Origin of the sequence: Sandarakinorhabdus rubra, from assembly GCF_010994245.1 — a bacterium.
Taxonomy (GTDB): Bacteria; Pseudomonadota; Alphaproteobacteria; order Sphingomonadales; family Sphingomonadaceae; genus Sandarakinorhabdus; species Sandarakinorhabdus rubra.
Map to the genome: position 1 here is coordinate 1 of NZ_WMHO01000005.1, position 14,562 is coordinate 14,562.

Genomic DNA, 14,562 nt, shown 5'->3' on the forward strand with positions numbered 1-14,562 from the left:
GGCCACAGCGCAAAGGCCAGCGCGACCAGGAGGCCATAGGTCGCCGCGAGCAGCAGCGCCCCCCACTGCGGGCCGGGCGCCGGCGGCACCGGCAGGCTGGCCGCCGCAATTTGCCCGACCAGCGCCGGTGTGGCGGCCCCGATCAGCAGGCCAGCAACCACCGCCGCTACCGACACCAGGGCCAGTTGCCAGAGATAGACGGCGCGGATGGTGGCACTGTCCGCGCCCAGCAGCTTCAGCATAGCGATGGTGCGGGTGCGCGCCGCCATATAGGCCGCGACACCGCCGGCGACCCCGACCCCGGCGACCACCAGCGCAGTGAGACCCACCAGCGTGAGGAACTGGCCCAGCTGGTTGACGAAATTGCGGGTGCCCGGCGCGCCGTTGCTGCGGTCGCGCACGCGGCCGCCGCCGGGCTTGACCACCGGCTCCAGCCGGTCGCGGGCTGCCTCGATACTGGCGCCGGGGGCGAGGCGGATGCGGTAATCGACCGAGAACAGGCTGCCGAGGCCGAGCAGGCCGGCCCGTTCGAGATCGGCGCGGTGGATGACAAGGCCGGGACCGAAGCCGAAGCCATCGGCAGCGCGGTCGGATTCCTCCACCAGCGTGCCGGCATAGGTGAAGCTGGCCTGCCCCAGCGTCAGCCGATCGCCGGGCTTCAGGCCCAGCTTGTCGGCCAGCGCCGGCTGGGCAGCGGCCATCCCCGGCGCGATGCGCCCGCCGGCCGACAGACGCACCCGGCCATAGAGCGGCCAGGCATCATCCACCGCTTTCACCTCGGCCAGCACGGCATCGCCGCCAGCCTCGCGCGCCACCATGCCGCGCAGCTTCACCACTTCGTTCACCGGGCCGAGCGCGCTGATGGCGGCCTTTTCCTCCGGCGTCGCGAAGCGGCCGGACAGGCGCACCGCGACATCGCCGCCCAGCAGCTCCTGCCCCCGTTCGGCCAGCCCGGCGTTTATCGCACTGGCGAGGCTGCCCACCCCGGCCAGCGCCGCCACGCCCAGCACCAGGCACACGGCGAGGATGCGCAGGCCGGCCAGGCCGCCGCGCAGTTCCCTGAGCGCAAGGCTGAGAGAGAGGCTCAGAGGATCTCGCCGAGGAAGTTCAGCAGCGCCTGCCAGCTGCGCCGGTCGGCCTTTTCATCATAATGGACGCCGCCCGCTTTGTTGGCCGCGCCGCGCGCCGTGAAGGCGTGATAGGCATGACCATAGGCGTGGATCTGCCAGTCCGCCCCGGCGGCGGTGAGTTCCTTCGCCAGCCCCACGGTGGCATCGGGCGGGCACAGCGGGTCTTCCCAGCCGTGCAGCACCAGCACGCTGGCCGAGATCTTGCTCTGCGGGCCAATGTTCGGCGGCGCATAGACGCCGTGGAAGCTGACCGCGCCCTTGACCCGCGGGTCGCCCGAGCGCGCCACATCGAGCGCGCACAGGCCGCCGAAGCAATAGCCCATGATGGCAATGCGGTCCGCGTCCACCGCCGGGTGCGCGGCGGCCGCCGTCACCGCCGCCAGCAGGCGGCGCAGCAGCGCGGCACGATCGGCCATCCACGGCCCCATCAGGTGGCCATTGTCGCCCAGCAGCTCGCCGCGCACGCCCTTGCCGTAAACGTCGATGGCGATGCCGACATAGCCGGCGGCGGCCAGCCGGTCGGCAGCGTCATTGTCGGCCTGCGTCTGCCCGGCCCAGTTGTGGGCGATCAGCACGGCGGGGTGCGGGCCGCCGCCGGCTGGCAGTGCGACATAGCCTTCGCACACGGTATCGCCATCGTTGTAGGTAAATGCGGCCATGGAAATCTCCCCTTATTCGGCAGCCTGTTGCAGAAGCTTGCGGTCATCGACGATCTGGCCATCGCGCATGGTGATCACGCGGTCACAGCGGCGGGCCAGATCGGCATCGTGGGTGATCAGCACCAGCGTCGCCCCGGTTTCCACCAGGCGCCCGAACAGCAGTTCCACGATCGTCTCGCCGGTGGCGGCATCGAGGTTGCCGGTGGGCTCATCGGCAAAGATCAGCGCCGGGCGGCCGACCAGTGCGCGGGCGATGGCGACGCGTTGCTGTTCACCGCCCGACAATTGGGTGGGATAATGGCTGAGCCGATGCCCGAGGCCCACCGCTTCCAGTTCGGCGCGGGCGCGGGCCTGCGCATCGGCAACGCCGGCCAGTTCCAGCGGCACCGCGACATTTTCCAGCGCGGTCATGGTCGGGATCAGGTGAAAGGCCTGCAGCACGATGCCGATGCGGCCCCGGCGGGCACGGGCGAGGCCATCCTCGTCCAGCGCCGTGAAGTCCGCCCCGGCCACCAGCACCTGGCCGCTGGTCGCCTGTTCCATGCCCGACAAGATCGCCATGGCCGACGACTTGCCGGAGCCGGACGGCCCAAGGATCGCCAGCCGCTCGCCGGCCGCGACCTGCAGCGAGACGCCGCGCAGCACATCGACTGCGGCATCGCCGTCGCCCAGCCGGAGGGTGACATCGCGGGCATCAATGACAATATGACTGTCCATCCGGTCCCGCTTCTTGTCACAAGGAAATGAGTCTTGCCCGAATTAGGCTCTCGATCCGCGCTTTACCAGATGGCGCTGGCCATTTGCGCGCTGTTCATGTCGCAGGCGGTGAACGCTGCGCCGCAGCTGGTGCTGGCTTACGGCGATTCGCTCACCGCCGGCTACCAGTTGCCGCCCGGCCAGGGCTTTGCCCCGCTGCTGGAGAAGGCGCTGCGTGCGAAGGGCCGTGATGTGAAGGTGGTGGGCGCCGGCGTGTCGGGCGACACCAGCACGCAGGGGCGCGCCCGGCTCGACTGGGTACTGGCCGGCCTCAAGCAGGCGCCCGACGTGGTGGTGCTGGAACTGGGCGCCAACGACATGCTGCGCGGCCAGCCGCCAGCCACCGCCAGGGCCAATCTCGATGCCATGGTGAAGGCCTTCAAGGCGAAGGGCAGCCGCGTGCTGGTGGCCGGCATGCGCGCCAGCCCCAACCTCGGCCGGTCCTATGTCACCGCGTTCGAGGGCCTCTATCCGGCGGTGGCGCAGGCCAACAAGGTGGCGCTTTATCCCTTCTTCCTCGATGGCGTCGCCGCCCAGCCAGGGCTGCTGCTGTCCGACGGGATGCACCCCAATGCGCGCGGCGTGCAGGTGATTGTGAAGCGCATCCTGCCGGCCGTCGAGCGGGAGTTGGACGCCGCTAGATGATGAGGCTCTTCGTCGGGCTGGAACTGCCGGACGAGGTCAAGTCCGCGCTGCTGGCCGCCATGGGCGGCGTCGCCGGCGCACGCTGGCAGCGCGCCGAGCAGCTACACCTGACGCTGCGCTTCATCGGGGAGGTGGACCGGCACCAGGCAGCGGACATTGCCGCGGCGCTGGGCCGGGTGAATGTCAGGCCCTTCGCGGCCGAACTGGGCGAGGCCGGGTTGTTCGAACATCGCGGCCGGGTCGACACGCTGTGGGTGGGCGTGCGCCCGGCCGACGCGCTGGCGGGGCTGGCCAAGGCGGTGAACGCCGCGCTGGCCGGGGTGGGGATTGCACCCGAAACCCGCGCTTTCCTGCCCCACATCACGCTGGCCCGCGGTCGCGGCATGTTGGGCGTCACCGGCTGGCCGCAGGCGCCCCTCCCGCACACGCCATGGCGGGTGAACGGCTTTGCCCTGTTCGAAAGCCAGATGGGAAAGGACGGCAGCGATTATTGCGTGCTGGGCCGCTGGCCGGGCTGATCGCCCGGTGTTTCCGCAACGGCGGCCACGATGAGTGGCGCCACCCGGCGTGCGCCGGCGCTGGTGAGGTGATCATCGTCATAATAGTAAACGCCAGCGCTGTCGGCGTTCAGGCAGCGATCGGCATCGCAAAACGCCCGCTCGGCCCGGGCGAGCCGGACCCCGGGCACCTCTGCCGCCAGTTGCCGAAACAGCTGATCAACCGCGCGGGTGCGCTCCCGATAGCGGGCAAGATCGGTCGTGACGGGAACCGGCCGGCCCGCCTGCCGTGCCAGCTCCACCGCGCGCTGCGGCACCTTCCAGCCGGCTTCCGGAATGGGGGACACCAGCACGACCGTGAAATCCGCGGCCAGTGCCGTGATCTGGCGACGCATTTCCGCCAGTACCCTTCGCTTGCGATCCGGACTGTCCGCCGCACCGGCCTTGCCGATCACGTCCACAAACGGCTGCTCGTCCCCCTCTACGCCGCCCTCGCCATTGTCGAAGCGGCGGCCCTCGACATAGACCGGCCAGCGCGCGGCAAGCACCAGCGTGTCGATGCCGCTGGCGCGGGCATGCTGCAGGGTTGCCTCGACATAGCGCGCGCATTCGAGCCGGAAATCCCGCGTCTGCCGTTCAAACCCCGGCAGCGGCATGCAGGCGCTCATCCCGGTTTCATAATGGCCGATGCCTGCGGCCCGCAGCTGTTCGCTCACCCCCCGCGCCAAGGCCAGGCTGTGGCTGTCACCCATCAGCATCACGTGCACCTGGCCATCGGCGCCGGGATGCCGACAGGCCGGCGTTGGATGCTGCGGCAGTGTCTCGCCAACCTCCGTGAAACAAACCCGTTTCGGCCGATCCTGTTCGGCCAGCATGATGCGCTGGATGTCTTGCGGGAAGCGGTCCGGAAAGCCGCGGGCGGCATGGAGGGCAACGCCAGTGGCCAGCATCGCCAGGCTGGCGGCGCCTGCCCCGAGGAACAGCCGCCGGCGCGTGGGCAGCAGACCATGGCCGGAGCGTCGAAACGGCTGTTCGACAAACCGCCAGCTCGCCCAGGCCAGCAGCATCGTCAGCCCCGCAAGGGCAGCCATCACCGGCCATGGCGGCTCGTGGCCCACGGCCAGCCGCGCAAAGGCAAAGATTGGCTGATGCCACAGATAGGCGCTGTAGGAGACAAGACCGATGCCAACGAACGGCCGGGTTCCCAGCAGCCGGCCGGCCATGGTCTGCGGCGTTGCATGAAAGATGATCAGCACCGTGCCCATCACCGGCAGCAAGGCGCTGAATCCCGGAAAGCGCACCTGCTCATCGAGCAGCAGGAAGGCCGCCACCAGCAGCACGAGGCCAAGCAGGCTCAACGCCTGGCTGGCCGGTTGCGGGCGCCCGTTCAGTGCCAGCGCGCACAGGGACCCGGCAAGCAGTTCCCACGCCCGCGTTGGCGCCAGATAGAAATTGGCGGTCGGGGCACGGGTTGAGGCCCATTCCGACCCCAGCAGACTGAGGAGGGCCAGGCCGGCGATGGCCAGCATGGCGCGCCTGGGACCAAGCTTCCACAGCGCCAGCAGCAGCAGCGGGAACAGCAGGTAGAACTGCTCCTCCACCCCCAGGCTCCAGGTGTGGATCAGTGGCTTGATCTGGGTCACATCGGCGAAATAGCCGCTCTTGCGCCAGAAGAAGAGGTTGGAGACGAACAGCACGACGGCAACGATGCTCTGCCCGAACTCGCGCAACTGCATCGGCCACATCAGCGCCCAGGCAAAGGGCAGGCAGGCCAGCACGACGACAAACAGCGCCGGCAGGATGCGCCGCGCCCGCCGTTCATAGAAACGAGCCAGCGAGAAACGGCCGCCCGCGATGTCGGCCGCGAGGATCGCCGTGATCAGATAGCCGCTGATGACGAAGAAGACGTCGACACCGACAAAGCCGCCGCCCAGCAGGCCCGGGGCGGCGTGATGCAGGATGACCGGCACGACCGCAACCGCCCTGAGGCCGTCAATCTCCCGCCGATACTGCATGCACTGGGTCCGCCACGACGCCAGTCATGGCAAGCACGCGGTCAGGCGGCAAGCGGGAAACGGCCGCCGCTCAGGCCGCCGCTTCGTCCTTCCAGCCCAGCACCGGCTTTCTTGCCGCCTGCGTCTCGTCGAGCCGGCGGCGCGGCGCGAAATGGGGGGCCGCGCGCCAGGCATCGGGATCGGCGAGCATCGCCTCTGCGATGTGGCGCATGGCGCCGATCAGCTGGTCGAGGTTGGCCTTGCTCTCGGTCTCGGTGGGTTCCACCAGCATGGCGCCGTGGACGACCAGCGGGAAATAGACCGTCATCGGGTGGAAGCCCTCGTCGATCATGGCCTTGGCCACGTCGAGCGTGCTGAGCCCGGTATCCTCCAGGAAATCATCTGAGAACAGCGCCTCGTGCATGCACGGCCCACTGCTGGCGAAGGGCGCGGTGTAGAGGTCCTTCAGGCTGGCCAGCACATAGTTGGCGTTGAGCACGGCATCTTCCGCCACCTGCCTGAGGCCATCGGCGCCATGGCTCATCATGTAGGCCAGCGCCCGCACGAACATGCCCATCTGGCCGTGGAAGGCCACCATCCGCCCGAAGCTGTCGGCCGCGTGGGTGCCGGCAGTGTCTTCCTCCACCAGTTCCAGGCCTTTCGCGGTCCGCCTCACGAACGGGATCGGCGCGAACGGCGCCAGCGCGGCGGACAGCACCACCGGGCCGGAGCCGGGCCCGCCGCCACCGTGGGGCGTGCTGAACGTCTTGTGCAGATTGATGTGCATGGCATCGACGCCAAGATCGCCGGGCCGCACCTTGCCGACGATGGCGTTGAAGTTGGCGCCGTCGCAATAGACGTAGCCGCCGGCGGCATGGACCGCATCGGAAATGCGCTTCAGATCAGGCTCGAACAGGCCGCAGGTGTTGGGGTTGGTAATCATCACCGCCGCCACGTCCGGGCCCAGTCGGGCCAGCATGGCATCGAGATCGACCCGGCCGCGGTCATTGGCGGGGATATTCTCCACGGTGAAGCCGCAGAAGGCCGCCGTCGCCGGGTTGGTGCCGTGCGCCGATTCCGGCACCAGCACCACGCGGCGTTCATCACCACGCGCATCGAGCGCGGCGCGGATGGCCAGCATCCCGCACAGTTCACCATGCGCGCCGGCCTTGGGGCTCATGGCGACGGCCGGCATGCCGGTCAGCTTCATCAGCCAGTCGGCCAGCACGTCGATCAGTTCCAGCGCGCCCTGCACCGTCGCTTGCGGTTGCAGCGGGTGGATGTCGGCAAAGCCGGGCAGCCGCGCCATCTTCTCGTTCAGGCGCGGATTATGCTTCATCGTGCACGAACCCAGCGGGAAGATGCCGAGATCAATGGCATAATTCTGTCGCGACAGGCGCGTGTAGTGGCGCACGGCCTCCGGCTCGGAAAAGCCCGGCAGGCCGATGGCGGCATTGCGGGCCAGGCCGCCGAGGCGATCCGGCACGGGCGGGATGGGCGCCAGATCAACGCCGCAGCCGTCGGCGGCGCCGCGTTCGAACAGCAGCGGCTCTTCCAGCATCAGCGCACGGTTGCCCGTGAAGGTTTCCACGGCGGCGCCCGTACCGCTCACCAGTCGGGTGGGACGGCCCACGTTGTTCATCGGCGTGCTCATCAGCCCATCACCTCATCCAGCGCGTCCTCGAACGCGTCAAAATCCTCGTCGGTCGCGGTTTCGGTCACCGCCACGATCATGCCGCTCGCAAGCCCCTTCTCGCCCGGCCACAGCCGGCCGAGCGATACGCCGCCCAGCACCCCCTTGTCGGCCAGCGCCCGCACCACGGGGCGCGCTTCACGGCCGAGTTCGAGCGTGAACTCGTTGAAGAACGGCCCGTTGAGCAACGTCACGCCCGGCACCCGGCCCAGCCGCTCGGCCAACTGCACGGCGCGGGCGTGGTTCAGCGCCGCCAGATGGCGCAGGCCCTTCTCGCCCAGCAGGGTGAGGTGGACGGAGAAGGCCAGGGCGATGAGGCCGCTGTTGGTGCAGATGTTGCTGGTCGCCTTCTCGCGGCGGATATGCTGCTCGCGCGTCGACAGCGTGAGCACGAAGCCGCGCTTGCCGCTGGCGTCCACCGTCTCGCCACACAGGCGCCCCGGCATCTGGCGCACGTGCTTTTCGCGGCACGCGAACAGGCCCAGATAAGGCCCGCCGAACAGCAGGCCGGCGCCCAGCGACTGGCCTTCGCCGACCACGATGTCGGCGCCCATCTCGCCCGGCGACTTGACCGCGCCCAGCGACACCACTTCGGTGACCACCACGATCAGCAGCGCGCCGGCCTTGTGGCAGGCCTCGGCCAGCGGCGTGAGGTCGGCGATGTGGCCGAACAGATTGGGGTTCTGCACCACCACGCAGCTGGTATCGGCGTCGATGGCGGCGATCAGTGCATCGAGATCATGGCCGGGTGCGCCCGGCGTCAGGACCGGCGTGGCAGCCTCCACAATGTCGCCGGTGAAGCGGGTCAGCGTCTTCAGCACCGAGGTATAGTGCGGGTGGACCCCGGCGGAGACGAGGCACTTGGCCCGGCGGGTGATGCGGCGGGCCATGAACACGGCTTCCGTCATCGCGGTGGAGCCATCATACATGGAGGCATTGGCGACCTCCATGCCGGTCAGCCGCGCGACCTGGGTCTGGAATTCGAACAGCACCTGCAGCGTGCCCTGCGCGATCTCGGGCTGATAGGGCGTATAGGCGGTGAGGAACTCGCCGCGCTGGATCACCATGTCCACCGTGGCCGGCACATGATGCTTGTAGGCGCCGCAGCCGACAAAGAAGGGCGCGGTGCTGGCGGTGGTATTCTTCGCCGCCATCTTCATCAGCGCGCGCTCCACCGCCATCTCGCTGGCATGGTGCGGCAGGCCGGCGATCGGCCCGGCCAGGCGGGCTTCGGCAGGCACGTCGGCAAACAGCGCCTCGATGTCGGGCGCGCCGATGGTGGCCAGCATCGCCTGGCGGTCAGTCGTGGAGAGGGGGAGGTAACGCAAGGGGCTTACTCCGGCAGATGGGCGGAAAAACGGATGCGGACATAATCGGCGATCCAGCTGCCATCCTCGGCCCTGAGGGCCGGTTCCAGCAGGGCGACGGTTTCGGCGATGATCTGGTCCTTGAGGGTCGCCGGCACGCCAGCGGCATCGATGAAGCCGGCCCGGAAGGTTTCCAGCCAGGCCGCCATGCCCGATGCCAGCGGCGTCGGGCGGGGGATGATGTCGCAGCTCTCGACCACGAAGCCGCCGCCTTCCAGAACGCTGCGGAAGGCCTCGGCCGTGGGATAATAGCTGGACTGGGCGCCGGCCGGCGGGAAGCCATGGGCCGCAAGCACCGCGATCAGCGCCGTGCGGATGGCAGCGATGTTGCCATGGCCGCCGAACTCGCCAACATATCGCCCGCCGGGCTTCAGGGCGCGATTCACGCCCGTCGTCACCAGCTCGGGCGCGCCAACCCAGTGCAGGGCAGCGTTGGTGAACACAGCATCGAATTCGCCGGCAAAGTCCAGTTCGCGGGCGTCGCCCAGGCGCGCATCGAGGCCCTTTGCGCGTGCCGCTGCCACCATCGCCGGATCGGCATCCACACCCACCACTGTGCAGCCGGCCGCCACCAGCTTTTCCGTCAGCACGCCATCGCCGCAGCCCAGATCGAGCGCACGCTCCCCCGGCCGGGGTGCCAGCAGGTCCAGCACCGGCGCGCCCAGCGCCGGCACGAAGCTGGCGTGGGCGGCATAGAGGGCCGGATCCCAGCGCGAGGCGGCGTTTCCTGTCACTTACAGGCCGGCGACGAACGCGTCGTAGGCGGCCTTGTCCATCAGGCCATCCAGCTCCGACGCGTCGGACAGGGTGAGGCGGAAGAACCAGCCCTCGCCCTCCGGCGCCGAATTCACCAGCGACGGGTCATCGCCCAGCGCCGGGTTCGATTCGGTGACGGTGCCCGACACCGGCGCATAGACATCAGACGCCGCCTTGACCGATTCGACCACGGCTGCTTCACCGCCCTTCACCACTTGGCGACCGGCGTCCGGCAGATCGACGAACACCACGTCACCCAGCTGACCCTGGGCATAATCGGTGATGCCCACGGTGGCGGTGGTGCCGGCAACTTCGATCCATTCATGGTCCTGCGTGTAGAGGCGGCTCATGGCTTGGTCCCTTCCCTGACATAGTTTTTCTGGCGGAACGGCATTGGCACCACGCGCGCCGCGATCCGCTTGCCGCGCACGTCGATCTCCAGCGCCGTGCCGTCCTCGCTGTGGCCGGTGGCGACATAGGCCATGGCGATGGGCGCATTGAGGCTGGGGGCAAAGCCGCCCGAGGTGACAACGCCCACCTGGGTGTCGCCAGCCCACACGGTGGCGCCCTCGCGCGCCGGCATGCGGCCCTCGATGGCAAGGCCGACACGCTTCCGGGGGGCGCCATTGAACAACTGGTCCAGCACCCGCTCGGCGCCGGGGAAACCGCCTTCGATCTTGCGGCGCTTGGAAATGGCGAAGGCCAGATCGGCCTCCACCGGCGTGATGTCGGGCGTCAGATCATGGCCATACAGCGGCAGGCCAGCTTCGAGGCGCAGCGAATCGCGCGCGCCCAGCCCGATCGGCTTGACTTCGGGATGGGCCAGCAACGCCTCGGCCAGCGCCTCGGCCTTGCTGGCCGGCACCGAGATCTCATAGCCGTCCTCGCCGGTGTAGCCAGAGCGGGTGATGCCGAGCAGCACGCCGTTCCAGCGCCAGCGTGCGCCAGCCATGAATTTGAGATCGGCAAAGGCCGGCTGGTCGGCGTTTTCTGGCTCCAGTGTGAACCGGCTCAAAACGGCCACGGCCTCGGGGCCCTGCAGCGCGAGCAGGGCATGATCGTCCATGTGATGCAGCGTGATGCCGGCCGGCAGCCGTGCCATCATGTGGGCGATGTCGGCATGCTTGGTGGCGCCGTTGACGACGAGATAAAAGCTGCGGCCGGTGTTGGTGACCATCAGGTCATCGAGCACCCCACCATTGTCAGCGAGCAGCAGCGAATAGCGCACGCGATGTGGCTGCAGGCCCTTGAAATCGCCGGGCGCGAGGCGCTCCAGCCACGCCGCAGCCTCCGGCCCTTCGACAAGCAGCTGGCCCATGTGGGAGACATCGAACAGGCCTGCATGCGCGCGCGTCCACAGATGTTCGGCAATGATGCCCTCATACTGGATCGGCATGGCATAGCCGGCGAACGCCACCATGCGCGCACCCAGCCGGCGATGCAGCGCATCGAGCGGCAGCTGGGCCAAAGCCTCTGCGCTGGGCGGTTCTTGCGGTTCGGCCATCGAAAGTCCCCGGTCACAGCACGGCCGGCGGACGATCCACCGGCCTGCCCCCACCTGTCACCGGACCTGAGAGCTTTGACCCCGGCGGCGACAGATGTCGCGGCGCCCGGGCTTACCCCTTCGGTGGGATGAACGCTCGGCCCTCATGAGGCCGGGCACGCACCCGCTTTCCAGACTGTCGCAGATACGCCGGCGCGGTCCGTTGGCCTGAGAGATTCCGGGGGCGGCTTGCTCCTTCGGCGGTGGACATTGGCGTTGCCGCCATGGTCCACACTCTCCCGCGCGCGGCGCCGATGTTGCCACCGGCGACAGCACCGCACCTGACGAAAGCCGGGCTGCGAGTCAATGGCCCGAATGACCACCACCCAAAGGCCCTCAAGGCGTGGCGTGTCGGCTTACTTGGCGACGTTGTAGGCCAGCGCCCGATCGTCGAGCTGGAAGCCGATCAGCACTTCGAAGCTGGCCGCGCGTAGGGCGGCGCGCACTTCCGGTTCCGCCATCGGATCGGTGGCAGCATCCATCTGGCCGGGCCGACGCTTGCGGCTGATGCGATCGAGAATCGCCTGCGGCACGGCGGCTGCCCGGCGCGACACGCTGGCGGTGGCCTCGCCGCGGCCCAGGGCGCGATCCTGCCCGGCGGCAAAATCGACCGTCACGGATGCGATCTGCTTGGCGTTGATGATGTTGCCGGCCTGCACCACGGCGGCAAACACGGGCAGCACCACCTGCCGGGCCGGACCAGCCTCGCTGCGGCGGGCCACCACCTCATAGGTGATGCGGGTGACGAACTGTTCCGGCGCCTCGACGCAGTCGTCGCGCAGATTGGTGATGCTGGCGGTCACGTCGAGATTGGCGGCATCTGGCGGGCCGGGGCGGAACAGCGAAACGTCGCCGGCATAGGCCGCCACCGCAACCGCGGGGCACGACGAGCGCTTGACCACCAGGGGATTGCGCTCGCAGCCGGCCAGACCGACAGCCAGAGCAAGAGCAAGTGCGGAGCGAAGGGCAGCGACGCGCATGCCATCCTCCTATGGGGCAAATGGCGCCGGGGCAAGCGCCCCGTTGGGGGTGGCGCGGCTGCCGGCAATGGCGTATCAGCCGGCCCATGATGTCCGCCGCCTCTGCCGTCGCCACCGCTCCTGAATCCGAAACCGGCCCTGCCGAAGGGTCCGGCCAGCCGCGCCCGGCGCTTACCGTGCTGGTCGCCGCGCCGCGCGGCTTCTGCGCCGGGGTGGATCGCGCCATTCACATCGTGGAGCTGGCGCTGGAGCGCTGGGGCGCGCCGGTCTATGTCCGCCACGAGATTGTCCACAACAAGTTCGTGGTCGACACGCTGAAGGGCAAGGGCGCCATCTTCGTCGAGGAACTGGACGAGGTGCCCGATGGCGTGCCGGTGGTGTTCTCCGCCCACGGCGTGCCCAAGGCCGTGCCGGCCAAGGCTGAAGAGCGCGGCCTTACCTATGTGGATGCCACCTGCCCGCTGGTGTCCAAGGTGCACCGCCAGGCCGAACGGCTGGTGGCGGCCGGGCGCCACATTCTCTTCATCGGCCACCAGGGCCATCCGGAGGTGATCGGCACCTTCGGGCAGGTGCCGGACGGCGCCATGACCCTGATCGAGACGCTGGAAGACGCGCAGGCCGTGCAGCCGGCCGATCCCGACAACCTGGGCTTCCTGACCCAGACCACCCTGTCGGTGGACGATACCGCCGACATGGTGACGGAACTGAAGCGCCGCTTTCCCGGCATCGAGGGACCACGCGGCGATGACATCTGCTATGCCACCTCCAACCGCCAGCAGGCCGTGAAGGCCATGGCGCCGCGTTGCGACCTGGTTCTGGTCATTGGCGCCGCCAACAGCAGCAACAGCCAGCGCCTGCGCGAAGTGGCGGAGCGCGAGGGTGCCAAGAGCTGGCTGATCCAGCGCGCCGCCGAGATCGACTGGTCCTGGTTCGACGGCGTCAGCACCGTGGGTGTCACCGCCGGCGCCTCGGCCCCGGAAGTGCTGGTGCAGGAAGTGCTGGCCGCGATGGACGCGCGCTTTGCCGTCACCTCGCAAAATGTCACCACGGCCGTCGAGGAAGTGGTCTTCAAGCTGCCGCGCGCGCTCACCACCTGATCCGCCATGGCGGTCTACACGCCTGTCAGTGCCGATGAGCTGGCGGCCTTCCTGGCCGACTATGCGGTTGGCGAGGCCACCAGCTTCAAGGGCATCGCCGAAGGGGTGGAGAACAGCAACTTCATGGTCGACACGGCCAGCGGTCGCTATTTCCTCACCCTTTACGAAAAGCGAGTCGAGGCGGCCGATCTGCCGTGGTTCCTGGCGCTGACCACCCACCTCGCCGACAAGGGCCTGCCGGTGCCGCGCCCGATCCGCGACCGCACCGGCCAGACCCTGCGACAGTTGAACGGGCGACCAGCCTGCCTGATCGAGTTCCTGCCCGGGGTGTCGGTGACCGAGCCGACGCCGGCACAATGTGGTGCGGTGGGCGCGGCACTTGGCCGGCTGCACAGCGCCGCTGCCGATTTCACCGCGGTGCGTGCCAATGCCCTGGGCCCGTCCGCCTGGCCGGTGCTGGCGGCGCGCTGTGGTGACCAGCTGGGCCGCATCGATCCCGATCTGCCCGGCCTTGTCGCTGCTGGCCTGGCCGCCACGCAGGCCTGGCCGGCAGGGCTGCCCAGCGGGGTCATCCACGCCGACCTGTTCTGCGACAATGTGCTGATGCTGGACGGCGAGGTGAGCGGGCTGATCGACTTCTATTTCGCCTGCACCGATCTCATTGCCTATGATCTGGCCGTCACCCACGCCGCCTGGTGCTTCACCACCGACGGCAGCCGGCACGTGCCCGAGCGTGCCGCCGCCCTGTGGACGGGCTATGCCGGCGCGCGCGGGCTTTCGGCCGCTGAAGTGGCGGCGCTTCCGCTGCTCGGGGTGGGCGCCGCGCTGCGCTTCACCCTCACCCGCGCCTATGACTGGCTCAACACGCCGCCCGATGCTCTCGTCACCCGCAAGGACCCGATGGCCTTCGCGCGGCGGCTGCGCTGGTATCTCGCGGCCACGCCGGAGATGATGGCGCCGGAGATGCTCCGTGGCGCCTGAAGCGGCCATGCGGCAACATGTCGAAATCGCCACCGATGGCGCCTGCAAGGGCAATCCCGGTATCGGCGGCTGGGGTGCCCTGCTGCGCTTTGGCAGCCAGGAGAAGGAGCTGCTGGGCGCCGAGGCCCACACCACCAACAACCGCATGGAACTGATGGCGGCGATCGCGGCCCTCAACGCCCTCACCCGCCCCTGCGACGTGCGGCTGACCACCGACAGCGTCTATGTGCGCGACGGCATCACCAAATGGGTGCACGGCTGGCAGCGCAATGGGTGGCGCACCGCCGACGGCAAGCCGGTGAAGAATGACGATCTGTGGCAGGCGTTGCTGGTTGCCGCACGGCCGCACCGGGTCCACTGGCATTGGGTGAAGGGCCATGCCGGCCACCCCGACAATGAGCGTGCCGACGCACTGGCCAACGCCGCCATCGCCCAGTTGCGGACGCAGGCGCAGCCATGAGCGC

General features: G+C 68.9%; 15 protein-coding genes and 2 riboswitches. Of the genes, 5 read left to right on the top strand and 10 right to left on the bottom strand.

The genetic code is table 11. The features are described from left to right. The 3 genes from GJV64_RS00665 to GJV64_RS00675 all read right to left on the bottom strand — a co-directional run. Positions 1–1,019 (bottom strand): ABC transporter permease (locus GJV64_RS00665; RefSeq protein ID WP_235927530.1); only part of this gene is annotated, 1,019 nt, incomplete at its 3' end. Positions 1,020–1,084: 65 nt separating this feature from the next. After that, positions 1,085–1,789: a dienelactone hydrolase family protein gene (locus GJV64_RS00670; RefSeq protein ID WP_164155371.1), complete on the bottom strand. Its 705-nt coding sequence runs from the start codon at positions 1,787–1,789 to the stop codon at positions 1,085–1,087. 12 nt (positions 1,790–1,801) lie between these two features. Next, positions 1,802–2,506: an ABC transporter ATP-binding protein gene (locus tag GJV64_RS00675; protein ID WP_164155372.1), complete on the bottom strand. Its 705-nt coding sequence runs from the start codon at positions 2,504–2,506 to the stop codon at positions 1,802–1,804. 33 nt (positions 2,507–2,539) lie between these two features. Between GJV64_RS00675 and GJV64_RS00680 the strand changes: the two genes are divergently transcribed. After that, positions 2,540–3,190, top strand: coding sequence for an arylesterase (locus GJV64_RS00680; protein ID WP_328799157.1), 651 nt, complete (start codon positions 2,540–2,542; stop codon positions 3,188–3,190). After that, a complete protein-coding gene (thpR, locus tag GJV64_RS00685) occupies positions 3,187–3,708 on the top strand; it encodes an RNA 2',3'-cyclic phosphodiesterase (RefSeq protein ID WP_164155373.1) in 522 nt (173 codons plus the stop codon). Before GJV64_RS00680 ends, thpR begins: the two co-directional genes overlap by 4 nt. Here thpR and GJV64_RS00690 read toward each other — a convergent pair. From GJV64_RS00690 to GJV64_RS00720, 7 genes are all read right to left on the bottom strand, one after another. After that, complete coding sequence (locus GJV64_RS00690) at positions 3,678–5,702, bottom strand: acyltransferase family protein (RefSeq protein WP_268920629.1); 2,025 nt, start codon at positions 5,700–5,702, stop codon at positions 3,678–3,680. The two genes, thpR and GJV64_RS00690, sit on opposite strands and share 31 nt — an antisense overlap. Before the next feature lie 70 nt (positions 5,703–5,772). Beyond that, entirely contained in the window at positions 5,773–7,335 is a 1,563-nt protein-coding gene (gene gcvPB / locus GJV64_RS00695) for an aminomethyl-transferring glycine dehydrogenase subunit GcvPB (protein WP_164155375.1), read from the bottom strand. Further along, positions 7,335–8,702: an aminomethyl-transferring glycine dehydrogenase subunit GcvPA gene (gene gcvPA, locus GJV64_RS00700; protein ID WP_164155376.1), complete on the bottom strand. Its 1,368-nt coding sequence runs from the start codon at positions 8,700–8,702 to the stop codon at positions 7,335–7,337. The genes gcvPB and gcvPA overlap by 1 nt, the downstream gene beginning before the upstream one ends. Positions 8,703–8,707: 5 nt before the next feature. Continuing rightward, on the bottom strand, positions 8,708–9,475 hold the full coding sequence (locus tag GJV64_RS00705; RefSeq protein ID WP_164155377.1) for a class I SAM-dependent methyltransferase: 768 nt from the start codon (positions 9,473–9,475) through the stop codon (positions 8,708–8,710). Further along, a complete protein-coding gene (gcvH, locus tag GJV64_RS00710) occupies positions 9,476–9,847 on the bottom strand; it encodes a glycine cleavage system protein GcvH (RefSeq protein ID WP_164155378.1) in 372 nt (123 codons plus the stop codon). Further along, the gene (gene gcvT, locus GJV64_RS00715; protein WP_164155379.1) at positions 9,844–11,001 is read right to left on the bottom strand and encodes a glycine cleavage system aminomethyltransferase GcvT; all 1,158 of its coding nucleotides are present in this window, start codon (positions 10,999–11,001) and stop codon (positions 9,844–9,846) included. Before gcvT ends, gcvH begins: the two co-directional genes overlap by 4 nt. Positions 11,002–11,045: 44 nt before the next feature. Then, a riboswitch (glycine riboswitch) is annotated at positions 11,046–11,185 on the bottom strand. 1 nt (position 11,186) lies between these two features. Then, positions 11,187–11,292, bottom strand: a riboswitch (glycine riboswitch). A 104-nt stretch (positions 11,293–11,396) separates the two neighbouring features. Further along, on the bottom strand, positions 11,397–12,020 hold the full coding sequence (locus GJV64_RS00720) for a hypothetical protein (RefSeq protein WP_164155380.1): 624 nt from the start codon (positions 12,018–12,020) through the stop codon (positions 11,397–11,399). Positions 12,021–12,109: 89 nt separating this feature from the next. On the opposite strand from GJV64_RS00720, the gene ispH reads away from it, so the two are divergent. From ispH to rnhA, 3 genes are read left to right on the top strand one after another with little or no spacing between them, the layout of a single operon-like run. Next, complete coding sequence (gene ispH / locus GJV64_RS00725; RefSeq protein WP_408014959.1) at positions 12,110–13,117, top strand: 4-hydroxy-3-methylbut-2-enyl diphosphate reductase; 1,008 nt, start codon at positions 12,110–12,112, stop codon at positions 13,115–13,117. 6 nt (positions 13,118–13,123) lie between these two features. Next, positions 13,124–14,098 carry a homoserine kinase gene (gene thrB / locus GJV64_RS00730; RefSeq protein WP_164155381.1) on the top strand — a complete coding sequence of 325 codons (975 nt, stop codon included), beginning with the start codon at positions 13,124–13,126 and terminating at the stop codon, positions 14,096–14,098. A 7-nt stretch (positions 14,099–14,105) separates the two neighbouring features. Then, the gene (rnhA, locus tag GJV64_RS00735; RefSeq protein ID WP_164155401.1) at positions 14,106–14,558 is read left to right on the top strand and encodes a ribonuclease HI; all 453 of its coding nucleotides are present in this window, start codon (positions 14,106–14,108) and stop codon (positions 14,556–14,558) included. The last annotated feature ends 4 nt before the right edge of the window (positions 14,559–14,562 follow it).